At 41.0% G+C, this 19,564-nt stretch carries 11 protein-coding genes and 1 pseudogene; 7 read left to right on the plus strand and 5 right to left on the minus strand.

The window, feature by feature from the left end; translation table 11 throughout:
* Window positions 1-122 precede the first annotated feature (122 nt).
* Window positions 123-572 (minus strand): hypothetical protein, encoded by a 450-nt coding sequence (locus AACU33_RS18660; protein WP_096590082.1) that lies wholly within the window; start codon window positions 570-572, stop codon window positions 123-125.
* 380 nt (window positions 573-952) lie between these two features.
* On the opposite strand from AACU33_RS18660, the gene AACU33_RS18665 reads away from it, so the two are divergent.
* A complete protein-coding gene (locus AACU33_RS18665; protein ID WP_096590083.1) occupies window positions 953-1,672 on the plus strand; it encodes a phytochelatin synthase family protein in 720 nt (239 codons plus the stop codon).
* Window positions 1,673-1,787: 115 nt separating this feature from the next.
* The gene (ggt, locus tag AACU33_RS18670; protein WP_096590084.1) at window positions 1,788-3,578 is read left to right on the plus strand and encodes a gamma-glutamyltransferase; all 1,791 of its coding nucleotides are present in this window, start codon (window positions 1,788-1,790) and stop codon (window positions 3,576-3,578) included.
* Window positions 3,579-3,622: 44 nt separating this feature from the next.
* Here ggt and AACU33_RS18675 read toward each other — a convergent pair whose 3' ends face one another.
* The 4 genes from AACU33_RS18675 to AACU33_RS18690 form a co-directional block, all read right to left on the minus strand.
* A complete protein-coding gene (locus AACU33_RS18675; RefSeq protein WP_096590085.1) occupies window positions 3,623-3,883 on the minus strand; it encodes a hypothetical protein in 261 nt (86 codons plus the stop codon).
* A gap of 540 nt (window positions 3,884-4,423) precedes the next feature.
* A complete protein-coding gene (locus AACU33_RS18680) occupies window positions 4,424-5,674 on the minus strand; it encodes a condensation domain-containing protein (protein ID WP_096590086.1) in 1,251 nt (416 codons plus the stop codon).
* A 248-nt stretch (window positions 5,675-5,922) separates the two neighbouring features.
* Entirely contained in the window at window positions 5,923-6,516 is a 594-nt protein-coding gene (locus tag AACU33_RS18685; protein WP_096590087.1) for a DUF1802 family protein, read from the minus strand.
* Window positions 6,513-10,067, minus strand: a complete 3,555-nt coding sequence (locus AACU33_RS18690; protein WP_339376130.1) for an NB-ARC domain-containing protein — start codon at window positions 10,065-10,067, stop codon at window positions 6,513-6,515. Before AACU33_RS18690 ends, AACU33_RS18685 begins: the two co-directional genes overlap by 4 nt.
* A gap of 1,051 nt (window positions 10,068-11,118) precedes the next feature.
* On the opposite strand from AACU33_RS18690, the pseudogene AACU33_RS37615 reads away from it, so the two are divergent.
* The 5 genes and pseudogenes from AACU33_RS37615 to zwf all read left to right on the plus strand — a co-directional run.
* A pseudogene (locus AACU33_RS37615) lies at window positions 11,119-12,207 on the plus strand (serine/threonine protein kinase); the annotation flags it as partial.
* Window positions 12,208-13,206: 999 nt separating this feature from the next.
* Window positions 13,207-15,030 (plus strand): ATP-binding protein, encoded by a 1,824-nt coding sequence (locus tag AACU33_RS37620; RefSeq protein WP_445291791.1) that lies wholly within the window; start codon window positions 13,207-13,209, stop codon window positions 15,028-15,030.
* Window positions 15,031-15,125: 95 nt separating this feature from the next.
* Window positions 15,126-16,124 (plus strand): M48 family metallopeptidase, encoded by a 999-nt coding sequence (locus AACU33_RS18700; RefSeq protein ID WP_096590090.1) that lies wholly within the window; start codon window positions 15,126-15,128, stop codon window positions 16,122-16,124.
* A gap of 175 nt (window positions 16,125-16,299) precedes the next feature.
* Complete coding sequence (locus AACU33_RS18705) at window positions 16,300-17,454, plus strand: CapA family protein (RefSeq protein ID WP_096590091.1); 1,155 nt, start codon at window positions 16,300-16,302, stop codon at window positions 17,452-17,454.
* Between the two features lie 493 nt (window positions 17,455-17,947).
* Entirely contained in the window at window positions 17,948-19,489 is a 1,542-nt protein-coding gene (gene zwf / locus AACU33_RS18710; protein WP_096590092.1) for a glucose-6-phosphate dehydrogenase, read from the plus strand.
* Window positions 19,490-19,564: the final 75 nt, after the last annotated feature.

A 19,564-nucleotide genomic window follows, 5' to 3' on the forward strand; every position in this document is an offset into this window, starting at 1 on the left:
AATTTTGTTGTAAACAATTCCCTATTCGCAAAACAATAAAGCCAGGCAAGCAACTGCTCACCTGACTTAAGTTATGGAACTTGGAGCGTATGATACTGAATGGATATTCTAGTATTTATTCTCTATTTACCAAAAGCATCCTTGATGTTGTCTACAGCGCGTTCAACAGCATTTTTTGTGTTATCTACTGCTTTTTGAGTCCTAGCTGCATCTTCTTCTGCTCTGCGCTCAATTGTATTTCGGTCTCTTTTTGCTTTGCGCTCAACAAAACTACCATTGTCATCGGTTGCATTTTCAACTCGACGGGCGTTTTTATTAGCAGTTTCCTCAACCTTATCTGCTGTATCGCGGATGAAATTCTTGGCGCGTCGAGCATCTTCACTGGCTTTGCTTTGAACGCGATCGCCTGCGTCAGCTGTTGCGATTAAGTTTACAGCAGGATTAGCCATTGCTGCGGTGTTGGAGAAAAATGCACCTTGCCAAACAAAAGCAAACGCTGATACACAAAGTACAGTTGTAGCTATCCAACGTCCTATAACTGAAGCTTTTTTAGTAAAATAATTTTGTTTCATAGAATACAATCTCCATTACATTTAGCATTCTATTTTTACTTCATCAGACTCATCAGCTAAAACGTCCTTGAGGTAGAGGTTATGCCTTCATCAGTTACCAAAAGAATTACCTCTTTCAATAGAGACAATCAATGAATGTCAAACCCGATCTGCTTCCTAGCGAAGTCGAAGGGAGCATTGTTTTACTGGCTAAGGGTTAAAAAAGCCACAGGAAGCGAGGATTCATTTAGTTATTTGTTTAGGGAACCTACTTCTGCTCGCTGAGTGGAGTGGTTAATGAACTTTGTAGACGTGTCGAAGTTAGGTATAAAGTTATTTTTTCCAGGGTAAACTATTTTTTATATCTCAATCGTTTATATAAACTTTATGGGTGTGAAAATATGTCTATCAAATCATTTATCAGATTGTTCTTATTAGGTCTTTGTTTAAGTAGCGGTACTGTATTAGCTCAAACCCTTTCTCTTACACCTAATTTAATTAATTTCAACTCAAGAGAAGGTGAGAAATTGTTAATTGAAAGTCAAGCTAGAGAAGATTTTTTCCCACTTAGCAGCCAGTTTATTACGCAAAATAATCAAGCCTATTGTGGCGTTGCGAGTATTGTAATGGTTCTGAATAGCCTAGGGATTCCTGCGCCAGAAGCACCACAATACAAACCATATAGAGTATTTACTCAAGAAAACTTTTTTAGTAACGCAAAAACTAAAGCAGTAATTACTGCTGAGGATGTTTCTCGTCAAGGGATGACTTTAGATCAGTTGGGTGGATTATTGGGAAGTTATGGTGTAAAAGTTGGGGTTTATCATGCTGGTGATATTGGTTTAGACAACTTTCGGAAATTAGCAGCCGAGAATTTACAACAACCAAATAATTTTGTGATAGTTAATTATTTACGCAAGGCAATTGGACAGGAGAAAGGTGGTCATATTTCTCCTTTGGCTGCATATAATAAAGAAACAGATAGATTTTTAATATTGGATGTTTCTCGCTACAAATATCCACCTGTTTGGGTGAAGGCGGAAGAGTTGTGGAAAGCAATGGCAACTCTCGATGCGGCTTCTGGTAAAACTAGAGGATTTGTAGTTGTAAGTAAGAATTGATAATTTTATCGAGCTTGATTAAATCGAGTTTGAGTAATATTTATTAAAACGAACTATAGCTAATTTTGTAAGGTATTTTCATGTACGCTGAAAATATTCTTTAAAATTTACGCATATGCGTTTTTTACCTAAATATAAACGCGTGGCGATCGCTGTTTTTTCTTTCAGCGTTCTCCTACACAGCCAAGTTGTTTTAGCAGCCTTTACTATACCTCTACGCAGCAAAAAAGGGATGGTGGTATCAGCGCATCCCTTAGCAAGTGAGGCGGGTATTTCTATGTTACGTAAGGGTGGCAATGCAGTTGATGCAGCAGTCGCCACAACCTTTGCCATTTCTGTGGTAGAGCCTTTTTCTGCGGGAATTGGCGGCGGTGGATTTTTGCTGATGCATTCCGAGAAAACTGGCGAGATGAAAGCGCTGGATTTCCGGGAACGCGCGCCGCTAAAAGCTACAAGAAATATGTACTTAGATGCACAAGGTCAGGTGCGTCCGAATGCAAGTATCAATGGTTATTTGGCTGTAGCCACACCAGGAACGGTCGCGGGAATGTATGAGTTGCACCATCGTTATGGTAAGCTGCCTTGGCGTGAGGTTGTACAAACTGCGATCGCTCTTGCTAAAAATGGCTTTACCCTCAGTCGTGTAGTAACCTACCGTTCTTTACCCAGCTACGAAAATCGCAAACAGGTAGTTCTCAGCAATCCGGCGGCGCGGGAAATATTCACTCGCAATGGCGAATATTATCAACCAGGGGAAAAATTAGTCCAGCGTGACTTAGCTAAGACTTTAGAAGCAATTGCTCAGAATCCCCAAAGTTTTTATACTGGCAGTATTGCCCAAGCGATCGCCGCAGATATGGCAAAAAACGGTGGTTTAATTACTCTGGCAGACTTGAAAGCATATAAACCAATCTGGCGGACTCCTATTTGTAGCAATTTTCGTCAAGCTAAAATCTGCTCTATGCCACCACCTTCATCGGGAGGGGTTCATCTATTGCAGATTTTAAATATTATTGGAGACACCGATTTAAAATCCTGGGGATGGCATCACCCTAATAGTTTACATTTAATGGCAGAGGCGATGAAGATTGCTTATGCCGATCGCTCGCAATATTTAGGCGATCCCGATTTTGTCAAAGTTCCTGTACAGCAACTCATTAGCACCGCATACGCTAAACAACGCCGTCAACAAATCAATATGGAAAGAGCTAAACCTTCAACAGAGGTGAAGCCAGTAGATGAAAAAACCCTACAGCAGTTTAGTCAGACTTTACCATTAGGTTTAATCACAGCAACAAGTGCTATAAATCCAAAATTTCATGAGTCTCTCGAAACCAGCCATCTGACAGTTGTGGATGCACAGCACAATGCGGTTAGTCTGACTTTTACAATTAACCTTGGCTTTGGTGCTGGTGTAGTGACACCGGGAACGGGGATTGTGCTGAACAACGAGATGGATGATTTTGCAGCTGCACCAGGAGTCCCTAATGCTTTTGGTTTGGTTGGTAACGCAGCGAATGCGATCGCACCTCGCAAAACGCCTTTATCGAGCATGACACCCACAATTGTCACTGAAAACGGCCACTTACGCATGACAGTGGGTGCGCCTGGTGGTAGTACGATTATCACCCAAGTGTTGCAAGTGCTGCTCAACGTCTTGGTATATGGTATGGATGCTGGTGCAGCGGTTTCTGCGCCACGCATACATCACCAATGGCTTCCCGATGAGTTGCGAGTAGAACCTTGGGGTTTGGATGCTGTCACTCTACAGGAGTTGCGGAATCGCGGACACAACATTAAGGAAACAACTCCTTGGGGTAATGCTAATGCGATCGTTGTAACAGCAGATAACACGCTAGAGGGAGCAGCCGATCCCCGTGGGGAAGGTTCGCCAATAGGTTTCTGAAGCGTTAATAAATTAAATCCACAGTTTTTGAGTAGACTGTGGACTTACTGATTGTTGATCGTTGAATCTGAATATTTGCTAACAAACTCATTTGCACGCGCGCTTGGCACTAAAGTCCAGCCAGCCTTCAGCAATTTCTGGTAAGTTGCCCAACCTTTTGAGCCACCTGGTATTTTATAGTCTGGCACTGCATATTCCCTACAAGCTGTGTAAGGACGCCACGGTTCATTGGGCGCAGTCTGCAAATGCAAAATTTTCTCCCCATCCGCACCAAAACTAGATAACCAGCACATTTGTCGCTGCATGGTAAACTCCTTTGCGTTAAGCATATATTGCATATTGGCAAACTTTTGTCAATACCCGCCTCATCCCTGTGGGATAATTTTGTTGCTTAATAGAGGTAACTGTTAAATCTAATACTGCTGGAGAGCAGATAATTACCCACAACCCTATAACCTAGCGGGCACTTTCCGTAAGCTAAAAAAACAGCGTCAACCAACTTCTATGTTTTTCCCATCATCAAGGGTGAAGTTTTTTTTAATAGTACTTGCGGATTTTGCTAGTGTATGTATCGATCGCTACTATTTTGGGTGAGACCTTATATATAAATGATTTGTTTTTCTGGTTACATTAGTTTGAAATACTTATAAAAATCTGAAATTAGGGTATGGGGTTCTCACATCTTGCACCAAGGTATCAATAACTTGCGTTTGAAATAGGAGTAAATAACGGTTTTAACCGCAGGATATCTATCATAAATTTTGCTATTCTTCAATGTTTAGCCTAGAGCGTAAAAATCCCAATAAGCTACCTCATTTTCCGAAATGTATACGCGCCATGACAGATTATTCGACTGCCTGACGTAGTTTCTCCATAGCTTTGGAATTGATTCTTTGTGCGCTGACTGAAGATATTAACGACTCCTGATATCGAAAGGTTACACACATTTTTCCACCAGTTGTTGCAATGGCAACAATTATTGGTTGATGCCTGTATCCTGTGACTGTAAAATAAAGTTTTTCTAATTCTAATCCTCCCTGATGAACTGGTATATCCAAGCGTCCTAAATTAGTGATTCCGATATCTGAACTGGTAATATCCTTGGCGTACTGGCGTACAGTAATCTGATTGGGTTTGGTAGAGAGAAACGATTTTGCTTGGGAACTGCCTTGATATATTTTTTTCTCCGTCACTGCTTGATTAATTTGATGCTTCACCTGACGGGCTAAATCCCAAAATTGAGTCTGTTGATTTAATGAGTGAGAAGTTACCACACGAGCAATATATTCGCCAAAGTTTTCGCCAACTGCAATAGTGAGATAATTACGAAGATTGAAAGGAGACAGACATTTGATCTCAGTTTCTTTTGATGAACTTGTTTCCTGATGAAGCGACAACAGGAAAGCAGCACACAAAGCTCCGTGAACAGTAGTTTGCTCTTGCCGGCAGCGAGCAACTAGTCTGTTAGTTTCTAGGGGAGATAAATACCAATGGAGTACGTGAATCCTTTCATCGAAAGTCTCATCTAATTGAATAGTTGGATCAACCTTAACCCCCCAATCAAAATCAACGACATTCTTTTCTCCTTCCCCATAAACAGGAGGCAATAGTTGATCGACGGGGGGTATTTCTGGTAATGGCTCGCGGTAACTTCCTGGTTTTGTGATTTCGCACCAAATATCTCGCATTAGGTAAGCTCCAGATAACCCGTCTGCAATATGGTGATAAGTCACTAGCAGTTCAGAAACATCAGGCGAGTGCAACAAAACCACCCGTGCCAATGGTTGTTCACTCCAAGAGAAAGGACTCAGCAGTTCCGCACTGATCTCTTGACACCAGTGTTCTTCATTTTGGCGTTTAATCACCCGTAAAGGGAGCGATGGTACTCCCTGTGAAACCAATTGTGGCTGCTGTTGTCGATTGATGACAATTCTTGTACCAAGTATTGGATGGCGATGCTGTATCCAACTTAGAGCCTCTGCGAGCTGATTAACACTTATTGCACCCCTAATCGTGGCAGACAGCACCACATTGATTGGTCTATCGCAGCCTAGCAACCACATTAAGTGTTCTGAGGGTGTTAGTAAGCGATTCATCAAAAACCTCGGTTTTTTGTGTAGGATTCTCTGACAATATGGGTTTTCTCTGATTGTATTACGAATGCGATTTTATGCATTGAGCTACTAAAACGCTTATGCAATAAGGATTTTAAGCTTAACTTGGTAAAAGTTCTAATAAGCAAACCTAAAAATCTTGGTATGCAGATTTTGGACATAAGCCCAGGAAAAGACCGGAATTTGTTTGAGATTTACAAGTTGTGTTTAGTTAAATTTAGAGAATCTTATTAGCAAGATGGGGCATACAATCGATCGCCTACAATATCGCGAATTTCTGCTACTAATTGTTGATAGCTAGCCTCAGATAAAGCTGGTTCTGCGCCTTGAATGTTAATCGGTTGAGCTAAATCAATCCAAGATTTGCAACCACCATATTCAGTACGATAGGGAATTTCTTGTTCTGCGGGTATTTTGTAAGTCCGCAATAAGAGAACATACAAGGGTTGGCGAGCTTTCCATTTTAAGCGATCGCTAATAAAATGCTCGTTCCAAATATGGTAGGGAAGCAAGTTATTAACTATAGATTCATCGCTCACTGGCAAAATATCGGTAATTTCAGCCCAGCTACCGATGCGAACCATCTCCGGATGCCAGCCTGATGTCACTGGGGCTACAACATTAGCATACTCAGGTTTCAGCAGAAAAGCTTGTTGATGCTCGAATGTCGGGTAGAGCAAAACGCGATCGCGTGCCACTTGAAAACGTCCATTCTTTTCATGGATACCGCCTTTGCGCAGCAACATAATAGTATTGCCACTTTCTAAAGCGTTGACAGCAACCGCCCATTCTTTGAGGGCATGAAAAGTTGTAGTTAAATTCATTCAACTGCTCCGAGAATTTTTAAAGTCGCTTTCTGGGCGTTACTTAAACCAGTAACACCCTGAATATTCATGCCTTCATAGGGACGGGGCGATCGCAAAATTTGTAAACACTCTCCTGTAGCGATATCCCAAATCCGAATTGTCTCATCTTGGGAGCCACTAGCTATAATTTTACCGTGCGGATGAAAAGCGATCGCCCAGATCCAATTACTATGTCCTTGCAGTGTGTTGAGACATTCCCCTGTCTGGGTATCCCAAAGCTTCACAGTTTGATCGCGGCTAACACTAGCAAGCAAATCGCCCTTGGGACTAAACTGGACATCGGTGACTGTGGCTGTGTGTCCCTGCAAGGTTTGCCAACAATTTCCTGTAGTAATATCCCAAAACTGAATTCTGTATTCTAGATCTCCGGTAACTACAACTTGACTGTTGGGACTGAAAGCTACTGGCCCAACAAATGAATAGCTTCCTGGCAATACTTTTAGGATTTGCCCTGTGCTGACATCCCATAAATGAATACTATCTTCGCTAATACTGGCTAAAAATTTGCCATCAGCACTCCAAGCAACTGAAAATACCCAACCTGTATGACCCTCCAAAGTTTTGAGACATTTTCCAGTTGTGCCATCCCAGATTTTGATAGTTTTGTCTGCACTCCCACTCGCTAGAGTTTGACCATCGGGACTATAGCTGAGAGAAAAAATCATCCCAGTATGTTCTTCTAAAATTTTTAGACATTGCCCTTTACTGAGATTCCAGAAACGAATTGTGCCATCTAGACTACCACTTACCAAGGTTTGCCCATCAATGCTGTAAGCTAAGTCCATAACGTCACGAGTATGACCATAAAAGCTTTTGAGGGAATTCTCATTTGCCCAATCCCAAACTCTCACAGCGTAGCCTGTGTTACCAGCCAAGTATTTACCATCGGCACTAAAAGCGACTGAGCCAATAAAACCTGGATATCCTTGAAATGTCTGGATGCATCGTCCTGTAGAAACTTGCCATAACCGAATACTGTGGTCGTCGCTACCACTGGCGAGGACTTTTCCATTCGGACTGAAGTCGATTGACCATATCCGAGTGCTATGTCCTGAGAGAGTTGTAATACACTTACCTGTGTTGACATCCCATAAACTAATTACAGAAGCTTCACCTGCGATCGCTAAAATTTGACCGTCGGGACTAAAAGCAATTGACCAAACTAATTCAATGTGTGGTGCTTGTAAAGTCTGCAAGCATTTACCTGTGCTGACATCCCAAAGTTTTACAGTTTTGTCTTCACTTCCACTAGCAATCGTTCTGCCATTCGGACTGAAGCTAACTGACCAAACAGCTTGAGTATGTCCTTCCAAAGTCAGGAGACATTCACCTGTACTCAAGTCCCAGAGTTTCACCGTGCTATCTTCATTTCCACTGGCGAGAAGTTGTCCATTGGGACTGAAAGCCACCGGGCCGATTGTATTTGCTTGCCTTTCAAGTGTTTTTACACACTCACCACTGTGGATATCCCAGAGTTTGATGCTTTGATCTGTTCTACCACAAGCTAATAATGTGCCATCCGGATTGAAACTAGATAACCAACTGCGAATGGGATCGTTTTCTACAGTATGCAAGCATTGCCCTTTTCTGATATCCCAGAGTTTAACGATCCCATTCTCACAGCAACTTGCTAGAATTTTCCCATCTGGGCTAAAGTGAGCTTGCCAAAGCCAGCCAGTATGACCTTCAAAACTCCGCAGTTGTTGCCCATTTTGCATTTTCCACAAATTTACTCTGCCATTAACATCCCCAGTAGCCAGCAGCTTGCCATCAGGACTAAATTTTACCGTCAGTATTTTTACTAAAGCCTCATTAAAAGCTGAGTTTTTCAAATTGGTATTGTGCAAGTTGACTTGAGGCAAACTCACATCTTTGAGGTAAGCTTGCCAGATAGTTAAACCAGAGAAATCTCGTCCTGTAAAATCAACATTTAGCTGCCTTAATAAGTTGATAATATTACCGCCAGCATACCCTGGTTTGCTAGCAAATTTTTCTCGTAATAAGGCAGTAATTTCTATTAGTCGCTTCTCAATCGCAGTCGTTTTTCGCAAGCTAGTTTTTAACCAACTTAATATCGGTTCTAAAATTACGCGCCGCTGACTTTCTCTAACGTAATCTTTAGCGGTAGCTTCCATTATTGGGTAGGAATTAAATAATTCAATTTCCTGGGAGTTGATTTCATGGCAAATATGTTTAATTAGTTGCTCGGTCATATATTCCATGACCACAGGTTGCTGGGTATATCTACCTAATTGTTGTTCAATGAGCGATCGCCCCTGCAAAGATAACAGCACTTCTAGTAATTCTCTTTTAGAAATGCTGGGGACAATATCTTCTTCTAATTCAATCAGCTTTACCCATTGTCTTTTAATTGCTAACCAATACATGACTTGCTTTTCGTTAGCAGATAGGCGATTAAACTGTTGCTCTAATATCTGTACAATATCACCAAAAACAAACGGAGCTTGCTGGAGGAATAGCCCCACATTACCATCAAATAAGCGCTGAATTGTGGTGGCAACAATTTTTAAAGCAAGGGGATTACCTGTATAAGATTGAATTAATTTTTTCGCTTCTTCTGCGGAAGTTACTAGTCCTTTGGCGGCGAGAATTTGCTGTGCTTCTGCTTGCAGCAAACCAGTAAGTTGGAGCGATCGCACTGGTAAGCTTTCCCCTTCTCGCAGTGCAAAACCTGTAGGTTTCTCGCGACTAGTAAATACCAAACAACTTTGATGGCGTTCATCTCCCACCCGGCGAAACAGTTGTCCATAGCCTTCATATCCCGAACGATAGCGACCTAATCTTTTACCACTTTCTAAAATCGATTCGGTATTATCTAGCACCACAAGACAACGTTGGGAGCGCAGATACTTCATCAGAACAGAAATTTGACTATCTACAGAATCCGGCAAATCTACTTCTTGCTGCTCGGAAACAAATAAAATTATGTCTTTGAGTAGCTCAAATAGAGGTGGAGAATTCCGCAAACTACGCCAAATTACGTAATCAAAATTGTCCTTTAGTTGTGCTGCTACCTTCACAGATAAAGCTGTTTTTCCAATTCCTCCCATTCCTAACAGCGCTATCAAACGGCATTTTTCATTGACAATCCATGCTTTTAATTTTGCTTGTTCGTCCCTGCGACCGTAGAAGTTAGATACATCAATTGCTTCCCCCCAATCTTGATGCTGACCTGTCTTAGAAGTGACTGCGTTCAGTATTTGTGACTCTGCTTTTGGCAGGCTATAAAAACGCCGTCTCAATACCGATTTAATATTACTTTTATTGACACTTTCTCCTAATGCCTGTGAGATAGTCTGCCATAATCTATACCCAACATCTCGAATATAATCATTATCGTATCCAGAGTTTTCAGCAATCTCTGCATAGGTGTAACCTTCCCAAGATTGACGCAGCACGAGTTCTTGAATGTTACTTAAATGTTTTTGCTGTAACACTCGATCTAAAACCTGCATCCCTTGCTCAAATGTCAAATCTTTTGTTCCCACAGGCTGTAAGCAAAAATATTTCGGTATTGGTTATGAAATTTGTGTCATTCAGCTGATTTTAAGCTTTATTACTTAAAATATGACATTTTCTCCTATTTATCTGATTTTTTATGATTTTTTATCGCACTCAGGGCATAAATAAACTGATTTTTATCTCCAAGCAGTCTTTCCCGTACTGCTAAAGTAAGTTCCCGATAGCGATCGCAATCTGTACCGCTCTAAAAGAATGTTACACAAATATATGATAAATATCACATAAAAATTGTTAAGCAAGACTACAAAATGACTTTAGTATAATTAGATTCATCACTTCATTTAATGATAGACTGATTAACAGTTGCACTTAGTAAAAATTATGAAAGCGTACCTAGTTTTTAAAAAATTCGCAGGCTTTGTTCCTGTAATGCCAACCTTCTCAGATATTTTTTAAATGTAGAATTATGTCATAATATTTTGACAGTTTTTAGGCGTAAAATCCTATGTTCGTTTAATAGTGAATAACATAAAAAATTAGCCATATTACTAAAAGTCTGATGATTTTTTATAGATAACTTGCAGAAGTAATAATTTTATCATTTACTCGTCAGATAAATTTTGCTAAATCAAGCTATAAATTGGTAACAAGGAAACAATGATGCCCAATCGATCGCATGGAGAAATGAAATAACGTTTATTTTTCTTCAGAACTTACAAAATGTATGTATGATACATAGTGCACATCACGTTTTGCGCTTCAGCGGATTTTCGACATTTTAATTTCCTTGCTCGATAGCCTTGATAGCAGCTATGACGATAGGATTCATACTGCTTTTTGAAATACGCATAGGTACTACCCACCAGATCGGGGATTTGATAGGTAATACCCTACACTTACTGAGATTTTTTCAAAAATCAAATTGGCTCGCTATATCCAAGTTAATAGGTCAACAACTTGCCAGTATTTCATGCAGATTTCAGGCTCATATTCTAGTTAGAAAAACTTAATTAATGGGAATACTTATATAGTTAAAGCCATAAATAAAAAGCCATTGTGCAGATGAGGTAATCAGGTATGACCGCAGGGCTGGACTTGGGATGGAAAATTTTAGGATACCAAGTTGTCGAACAACTCCATGTTAGTTCAAAAACTATTGTTTATCGAGGTATCCGAGAAACCGACCAGCAACCTGTAATTATCAAGTATCTGAAATCTAATTACCCAAGTTTTAAAGAACTGTTACAGTTTCGCAACCAGTACGCGATCGCCAAAAATCTAGACTTTCCTGGTGTAGTGCAACATTACAGCCTCGAACCTTATGGTAATAGCTATGTGCTAATCATGGAAGACTTTGGTGGAATTTCGCTGCGAGACTATACCAAAACACAACCTCTAGAAATCGGCGAATTTTTGGCGATCGCGCTGCAAATTGTCGATATCCTCCACGAACTGCATCAGCACCGGGTGATTCACAAGGATCTCAAACCCGATAATATCGTCATCCATCCCCAGACTAAAGAAGTTAAACTGATTGACTTTAGCATAGCTTCCCTGCTACCCAGAGGAACTCAGGAAATTAAAAGCCCACATATTCTAGAAGGAACCCTAACTTACATTTCTCCAGAACAAACTGGACGGATGAACAGAGGAATTGACTATCGCAGTGATTTCTATTCCTTGGGGATCGCCTTTTTTGAACTGCTGACAGGTCAGCCTCCCTTTCAATCCCATGACCCAATCGAGTTGATTCACTGTCATATTGTCAAACAACCTGCACCTTTAGAGCAATTCAAAATTCGGTTTGAAGAGTCTACTACAGAGGTGACTGCTGCAAACGAGTGGCTTCACTGTTCGCTAAATTCCAAATTCAAAGTTGAAGCAATTCCCAAACCAGTTTCAGACATCATTGTGAAATTGCTGGCGAAAAATGCCGAAGACCGCTATCAGAGTGCATTAGGGCTGAGATATGATTTGGAAATTTGTTTAACTCAATGGCAAAAAACCGGAAAAATTGAACCTTTCGCGATTGGACAACGAGATGTGTGTAATCGCTTCCCGACTCCGGAAAAACTCTATGGTCGCCAAGCAGAAGTACAAACTTTGCTAGATGCATTCGAGCAAGAATCTGTCAGAAATACCTTACCTTTGCTTGCAGAAGGCTACCAAAGTGGATTAGAAACTGGAGACTTACCTTGGGCTAGTATTTGCGCGATCGCTTACATTATGCATTCTTGGTTGGCTGGACAAGATTTAATAGAAATAAATCGCGAAGCTGCGGAGTTTTGTACGCAGTTAACTCAACTCAAACAAGATGCACTAGTAAGTCAAATTCGCATTTTTCAGCAAGCGGTTTTAAATTTATTGGCGGATATTCATGAACCTTGGCATTTTGTGGGAGATGCTTTTAATGAAGAGCAAATGCTGCCAATTCTGCAACAAGGAAAAGACCAAACAGCCCTGTGCTATTTTCATTGCAATAAACTAGTACTTTATTATTTATTTGGGGAATTTGCATCGGCAGTTTCAGCTGCGATCGCTACAGAAAATTACCTGAGTGCGGCAACAGGATTATTTATCTTGTCTAGTTTCTATACCTATGATTCTCTAGCTCATTTAGCAATTTATCCTCAAGTTTCCCCAGAGGAACAACAACGCATTGAGGAACGAGTTTCTACCAACCAAGCAAAAATTAAAAAGTGGGCTGATGCTGCGCCAGCAAATCACCTGCACAAATTTTATTTAGTGGAAGCAGAACGCCATCGTGTTTTCGATTGCAAAGCCGCAGCACTTGAATTTTATGACTTGGCAATTACTACAGCTAGAACCAACGATTACCCCCATGAAGAAGCTTTAGCCAACGAACTGGCAGCCAAATTCTATTTAGAATGGGGCAAAAATAGCATAATTCAAGAGTATTTAATTAACGCTTACTATTGCTATGCCCGTTGGGGTGCAACTGCCAAAATTAAGCATTTAGAAAAACGCTATTCACAGTTTCTTATTCCAATTTTACAATCAGATAGTATGCTGTTATTTTCTGATGTGACTATCCCAACGGAGATGTCCACTACATATAATGACAGTATCAGAGAAACTACAAAATATAGTAGCAGTGGTGTTTCGGCGGCATTAGATTTAGCAACCGTTTTAGATTCTTTTCAGATGCTTTCTAGCGAAATTCATCTAGAAAAATTACTTTCAACTTTGCTGCAAGTCGTGCTAGAAAATGCAGGCGCAGATAAATGTGCGTTGCTCCTAAATAAAGAAGATAGGTTAGTTGTGGAAGCAACAATTGCAGTAGGGCAAGAACCGATCCTGCTACAATCTCTGCCCTTAGAAAAGACTCAGGAACTTCCAATTTTATTAATTAAATCTGTCAAAAGAACGCTGCAACCTTCAGTATTAATTGATGTTGCCTTCGATCCTTTACTGATGGCCGATCCCTACATTTTGCATCATCAGCCCAAGAGTATTTTATGTACCCCAATTATGCATCAGGGCAAACTGTTGGGGATTTTATATCTAGAAAATAATTTGCTGACGGGAGCATTTACAAGCGAACGCGTCGAAATTCTCAATCTTATCTGTACTCAAGCTGCTATTTCTTTAGAAAATGCTCGTCTCTACCAGCGTTCTCAGATTTACAGTCAGCAGTTGGAGCAATCTTTAGAAGAACTGCGAGCTAGTGATACCCGCTTTCAGAACCTCGCTGATAATATCCCCGGAATGATTTACCAGTTTCGTTTAGCTAGCGATGGTTCTACATCAACACCTTATGTCAGTTGTGGTTGCTACGAGTTGTATGAGGTGACACCAGAAGAAGTGCTAGCGGGAACGTATAATCTTTACTCCATGAATCATCCCGACGAGCTTTCACAGCTTGAGCAGTTAATTACTCACTCTGCGCAAACTTTAACGCCATTTAGGCACGAATGGCGGATTATCACACCTTCAGGAAAATTAAAATGGATTCAATCGGCTGCCCAGCCTCAACTACAAAAAGATGGCTCGATTATATGGGATGGTATCGTCATTGATATTAGCGAACGGCAAGCTGCGCTGCGCGAACGCAAACTTGCGGAAGCGCAAGCGCAGCAAAAAGCTCAAGAATTAGAACAAGCCTTGCAAGATTTGCAACAAACCCAATTACAACTGGTGCAAAATGAGAAAATGTCTGCCTTGGGTAATCTGGTTGCAGGTGTGGCACATGAAATCAATAATCCCCTGGGATTCTTAGCAGGTAACTTGCAACCCGCTAAAAATTATATTCAAGACCTCTTGGGAATACTCGATCTCTATGAGCAACAATTTCCCGATCCCGGTGAAGCGATCGCAGAGGAAATAGAAGCGATCGACCTGGAATATCTGCGTGAAGACTTACCCAAGCTCATCGACTCTATGAAATTTGGTATCGATCGCATTCGCAGTATTAGTAATAGTCTGCGGATCTTTTCCCGCGCCGATCGAGATGAAAAAATTCCTTTTAATATTCACGAAGGTCTTAACAGTACTATCATGATTCTCAAGCATCGCCTCAAAGCTAACGAACAACGTCCCGCAATTGAGGTAATTACAAATTATGGGAATTTACCTGCGGTGGAATGCTTTCCCGGACAAATTAACCAAGTGTTTATGAATATTTTGGCAAACGCCATTGATAGTTTAGAGGAATTCAACCAGCAACGCCGACAAGGTAAGTTTCGTCCGCATTCGCATCAAATCACAATTCATACCGAACTCGTTCAAGATCGTGTCGTTATTCGCATCAAAGATAACGGTATCGGTATGAGCGAAGAAGTCAAGGCGAGAATCTTTGAACACCTGTATACTACCAAAGCCGTTGGCAAAGGTACGGGTTTGGGATTAGCGATCGCGCGTCAAATTATCATTGAGCGCCATCAGGGAAGCATTGATGTAGATTCAGTTCTCGGTGAAGGTTCCGAGTTTATCATTACGCTACCGATTAAAGCTCAAAGTAGCCTGTAACACAAGGTTATTAAAAAAAGCGATCGCTCTCAATTTCAGTGCGTAATTGCTTTATTGTATAAAAATCAATTATGCATAAGATAATACGGTAAATAATGCTCAACTGGAAAAGAACCATCCTGACCACTAGTTCTTTGTGCCTGTTTCTCTGCTCTGCAACCCTACCAGTCTTAGCTAAACCAACCCCACAAAGAAAACCCGCAGCCACATCATCAAGCCTCTACGAACAAGCTAAAAAACAACTCCCTGAAGATTTTTATGCTCTTTACCGAGTCGTAGATCGGATTGCACGTGCCAATGAATTTGATACTCGACCTTGGCGGATAGTCGCTATCCCCAAATATGATGTCAATGCTTTTGCGACTGATGTCAATCTCATAGCTGTGTACGATGGTATACTTGACCAATTAGCAGGCGATTCTTCAGCATTAGCTTGTGTAGTTGCCCACGAAATGGGTCATCATGTTAAACGCCATCTCGCTGTGGGTGCAGCGCAAAAAACTGAGTTGATTGCCAAAATTGAGGAAGAAGCCAAAAAAGAAGTTTTAGGAGAACAACAAGCTGCAAATAACGAATCAACTGCTGCTGTTGTTGGTGGTGCAGTTGTGAATCGTGTAGTTGGGGGAACTATTGGCGGTTTGTTAGGATCTGTGCTGGGAAATCAAGGCGTGCAACGCCAAGCAGATTCACAAAAACGCATTAATCTAATTATTGAAACCAAGAAAAAAGAGCTAGAAGAACGTCTAGCAACACAAGAAAGACAGCATGAAACCGAAGCTGATGAAATTGGCTATATAGCCTCTGTTAAAGCAGGTTTTGATCCTGAAGGCTGTCTGAGAGTTATGCAGGTGCTATCTCAAATTCCTGGTTCGGAAGCTGATACAGATCATCCATCTGTACCCAAAAGAATTGAAGCAATTAAAGCTTTAACGATTAAATATCCACCGCAAACTTTGGCGAAAGAAGGCGAAGCTAGAATCGCTAAAACCAAACCTCTAACCTATAACCTTTCTAAAGATCGGGCATCGTTAAGAATTAACTCCACTCGTGGCGGATCGCAAGCCGATGATATAGACCGGAGATTTGGTAAGTAAAAACACGGTATTTAACGCAGATTTATTGAGAGCAATTGCAGCAATAAACCCAACACAGGAGAGATAAAGTGTTGGGTTTATCTTTGGTATTAAATTTTGCCAAAATAACTGACAAAAATATACCAAGATTTTGAATTTTTGGGATAAACTGATGCCATTGTGTGAGGAATAAACGATGGTTAATCAAAAGCTGGGACGTTTGTTTTCAGTGGGGTTTATTAGTGTTTGCTTTTGTTTGGGTATTGGTATAGGAATTATTATCCGTTTTGGACAGATACAGCGTTCAGATGCGGCAACATCACCTACAGAAAATCTACCATTTCCCTTCGTTATTCCTGAAAATCAGCAAATACCTTCAGACACAATCACTATTAAAGCAGTTGGAGATGTAATTCCGGGAACCAATTTTCCTAATCATAGATTGCCTCGCTTTCGCGATGAACTGCTGCCAAAATCGGTAAGAGGTTATTTACAAGGGGCTGATATTTTATTTGGGAATTTTGAAAGTAGTTTAACTACCTATCCTTACAGTTCTAAAGATATGAGTAAAGGACAAATTTTTGCCTTTCGCTCTCCACCTGATTATGCCAAGCTATTTGCTGATGTTGGGTTTGATGTCTTCAATTTGGCAAACAACCATGCAATGGATTTTGGTATTGTCGGTTTTCAAGATACAGTCAAGAATCTCGCGGCTGTTGGTATCGAAACATTAGGTCATAAAAACCAAATTCTCTATTTAGAAGCTAATAATATTCCGGTAGCAATGATCGGATTTACTACTTATAATTTTTATAATTCTGTTCACGATCTAGCAGCAGCAAAAGCTCTAGTATTAGAAGCCAAAAATAATGCCAATATTGTAGTCGTATCAATGCAAGTAGGGGCTGAAGGCACAGGCGCATTACACGTTAAGGATAAAACAGAGTTTTTCTATGGAGAAAACCGAGGCAATTCTCTAAAGTTTGCCCGCACAATGATAGATATGGGTGCGGACTTAGTGATTGGACACGGGCCTCATGTTCCCAGAGCATTAGAGGTGTATAAAGGAAAATTGATTGCTTATTCTTTGGGCAACTTTTTAGGATACCGAACTTTATCTACCGCTGCTGAGACAGGTTATTCAATGATTTTAGAAGCTAAACTTAACTCTAAAGGCGATTTGGTATCTGGTAAAGTTATTCCGATTCATCTAGATCGTCAAGGAATTCCCAGAGTCGATCAGCGTTTCCGAACTGTGGGACTTTTGCGCTATTTAAACAATCAAGATTTTCCCAATAATCCGCTGAAGTTTAATAAAAAAGGCGAGATTGTCGTGATGAATAGTAAGTAGTGAATTTTATTAATTTAAGCACAAAAGTAGAAGAAATACTCGCTCCATTTGGGTAGAACTCAGATGGAGCAATTTTTTTAGTATTATTACTCTCTGTAAATATTGAGAGTTTTAATAAAATACGGTTCAGTTAAGAGAGATTGTAGGGGCACAACGTCCACAATTTTTTGGTGTATACAGTAATCTTATCGGTGCCCTGCCCCTACGAAATATTGCATCTCAGCCTAACTGAACTGTATTGAGTTTTAAGAGAAATTAATACAGTAAAAAATTAAGCGTAGTATTAAATTTATCTGTAATCGCACTGTTTGAGTAAATAGATCTGACAAAATATGCAGGTCGGGTATCAAACTCAGGAGCAATTGCGATCGCCAAAATAACTCCACCCAGTACCGTACTCTATCAGCGTTTTTAGCTCTAGAGGGGAGAAGGAATTTGCTGATATTGATGAGCTTTGTAACACTTACGCTGAAGTCCCAAGAGAAATCAAGCTATGACTGATGCAAACATCAATAATCTAACTAATGAATTACTAGATCAACCAGCACCGCCATGTGTCATGGTCATCTTTGGTGCTGCGGGTGATTTAACCAAACGTCTATTAATACCAGCTCTTTACAATCTGGCACGCGCTGGTCTGCTACCAAAAGAATTTGCAGTCGTTGGTGTAGCTCGTGCGCAGATGAGTAATGACGAGTTTCGCGCCAAGTTAAGTCAGGATATCCAGAAGTTTGCCACAGTTCCAGTAGACGCGCAGCTGTGGGAAAAATTTCAACAACGGCTGTATTATTTGGCAGGCGAATTTGAAGATACAAATACTTATAGCGACCTGGAAAATTTACTAGCACATGTAGACCAAGAAGCGGGTACTCAAGGTAACTACCTCTACTACCTAGCAACTTCGCCTAACTTTTTTAGCAACATCATCTGGCAACTTGGAGCTAGTGGTTTGTCTCGTGAAGAACACGGACATTGGCGGCGCGTCATCATTGAAAAACCTTTCGGGCATGATTTAGATTCTGCACGGGCGCTGAACAAAAATATCTCCAGTGTGTTAGCAGAAAATCAAATTTATCGCATCGATCATTATCTTGGTAAAGAGACGGTACAAAATATTCTGGTTTTTCGGTTTGGTAACGGACTTTATGAGCCGATTTGGAATCACCGTTACATCGACCACATACAAATTACGGTGGCGGAAAAAGTCGGTGTCGAGGGAAGAGGTGGTTTCTATGAAGGGACGGGTGCTGTCCGCGATATGGTGCAAAATCACTTGTTTCAATTGCTCTCAATGATTGCAATGGAACCACCTGTCTCATTTGAGGCGGATGCTGTGCGAGATGAAAAATCTAAATTGCTCAAGTCAATTCAACCTCTCACACCCGAAGATGTGCTGACGCATACGGTGCGGGGACAGTACGGTAAAGGAACGATCGACGGGTCAACTGTACCTGGCTACCGTTCTGAACCACGAGTTGCGCCAGATTCTACTACTGAAACCTATGCTGCTTTAAAGTTGAATATCGATAACTGGCGCTGGGCTGGTGTACCATTCTACCTACGTACAGGTAAACATTTAACCCAGCGTGTAACAGAAGTGGCTATTCAGTTTAAGCGAGTTCCTTCTCTGTTATTCCGCCAAACATCTATCGATTGCCTCACACCCAACTTTTTAGTACTCCGGATTCAGCCAAATGAAGGTATTAGCTTTCAATTTGGCGCGAAAATTCCCGGCCCGACTGTACGCATGGGTGCAGTAGAAATGGACTTTTGTTACGCCGATTATTTTGGTGCTACACCCAGTACGGGCTACGAAACCCTACTCTATGACTGCATGATTGGCGATGCCACTTTGTTTCAGCGCGCTGATAATGTGGAGTTGGGCTGGAGTGTGGTGACTCCGATTCTGGATGTCTGGAAAGCACTTCCCCCACGTAATTTTCCCAACTATGCGGCGGGTAGTTGGGGGCCAAAGGAAGCAGATGAACTATTAGCACGGGATGGACGTCAATGGCGGGCTATTGCTGAAGGCTAACTTTGCCGAAATTTTATTGTTGTGAAGTACTCCGCACTTCGTAAAACAACCTGCGGAGCTTCCCTTGCGATGACA

Source organism: Calothrix sp. NIES-2098 (assembly GCF_963875125.1).
Classification (GTDB): domain Bacteria; phylum Cyanobacteriota; class Cyanobacteriia; order Cyanobacteriales; family Nostocaceae; genus Aulosira.

What these genes read in the sequence shown, in the direction of transcription:
- AACU33_RS18660 (WP_096590082.1), bottom strand. Translation starts at nt 572, where the DNA reads ATGAAACAAAATTATTTTACTAAAAAAGCTTCAGTTATAGGACGTTGG.
- AACU33_RS18665 (WP_096590083.1), top strand. Translation starts at nt 953, where the DNA reads ATGTCTATCAAATCATTTATCAGATTGTTCTTATTAGGTCTTTGTTTA.
- ggt (WP_096590084.1), top strand. Translation starts at nt 1,788, where the DNA reads ATGCGTTTTTTACCTAAATATAAACGCGTGGCGATCGCTGTTTTTTCT.
- AACU33_RS18675 (WP_096590085.1), bottom strand. Translation starts at nt 3,883, where the DNA reads ATGCAGCGACAAATGTGCTGGTTATCTAGTTTTGGTGCGGATGGGGAG.
- AACU33_RS18680 (WP_096590086.1), bottom strand. Translation starts at nt 5,674, where the DNA reads ATGAATCGCTTACTAACACCCTCAGAACACTTAATGTGGTTGCTAGGC.
- AACU33_RS18685 (WP_096590087.1), bottom strand. Translation starts at nt 6,516, where the DNA reads ATGAATTTAACTACAACTTTTCATGCCCTCAAAGAATGGGCGGTTGCT.
- AACU33_RS37620 (WP_445291791.1), top strand. Translation starts at nt 13,207, where the DNA reads ATGCTTTCTAGCGAAATTCATCTAGAAAAATTACTTTCAACTTTGCTG.
- AACU33_RS18700 (WP_096590090.1), top strand. Translation starts at nt 15,126, where the DNA reads ATGCTCAACTGGAAAAGAACCATCCTGACCACTAGTTCTTTGTGCCTG.
- AACU33_RS18705 (WP_096590091.1), top strand. Translation starts at nt 16,300, where the DNA reads ATGGTTAATCAAAAGCTGGGACGTTTGTTTTCAGTGGGGTTTATTAGT.
- zwf (WP_096590092.1), top strand. Translation starts at nt 17,948, where the DNA reads ATGACTGATGCAAACATCAATAATCTAACTAATGAATTACTAGATCAA.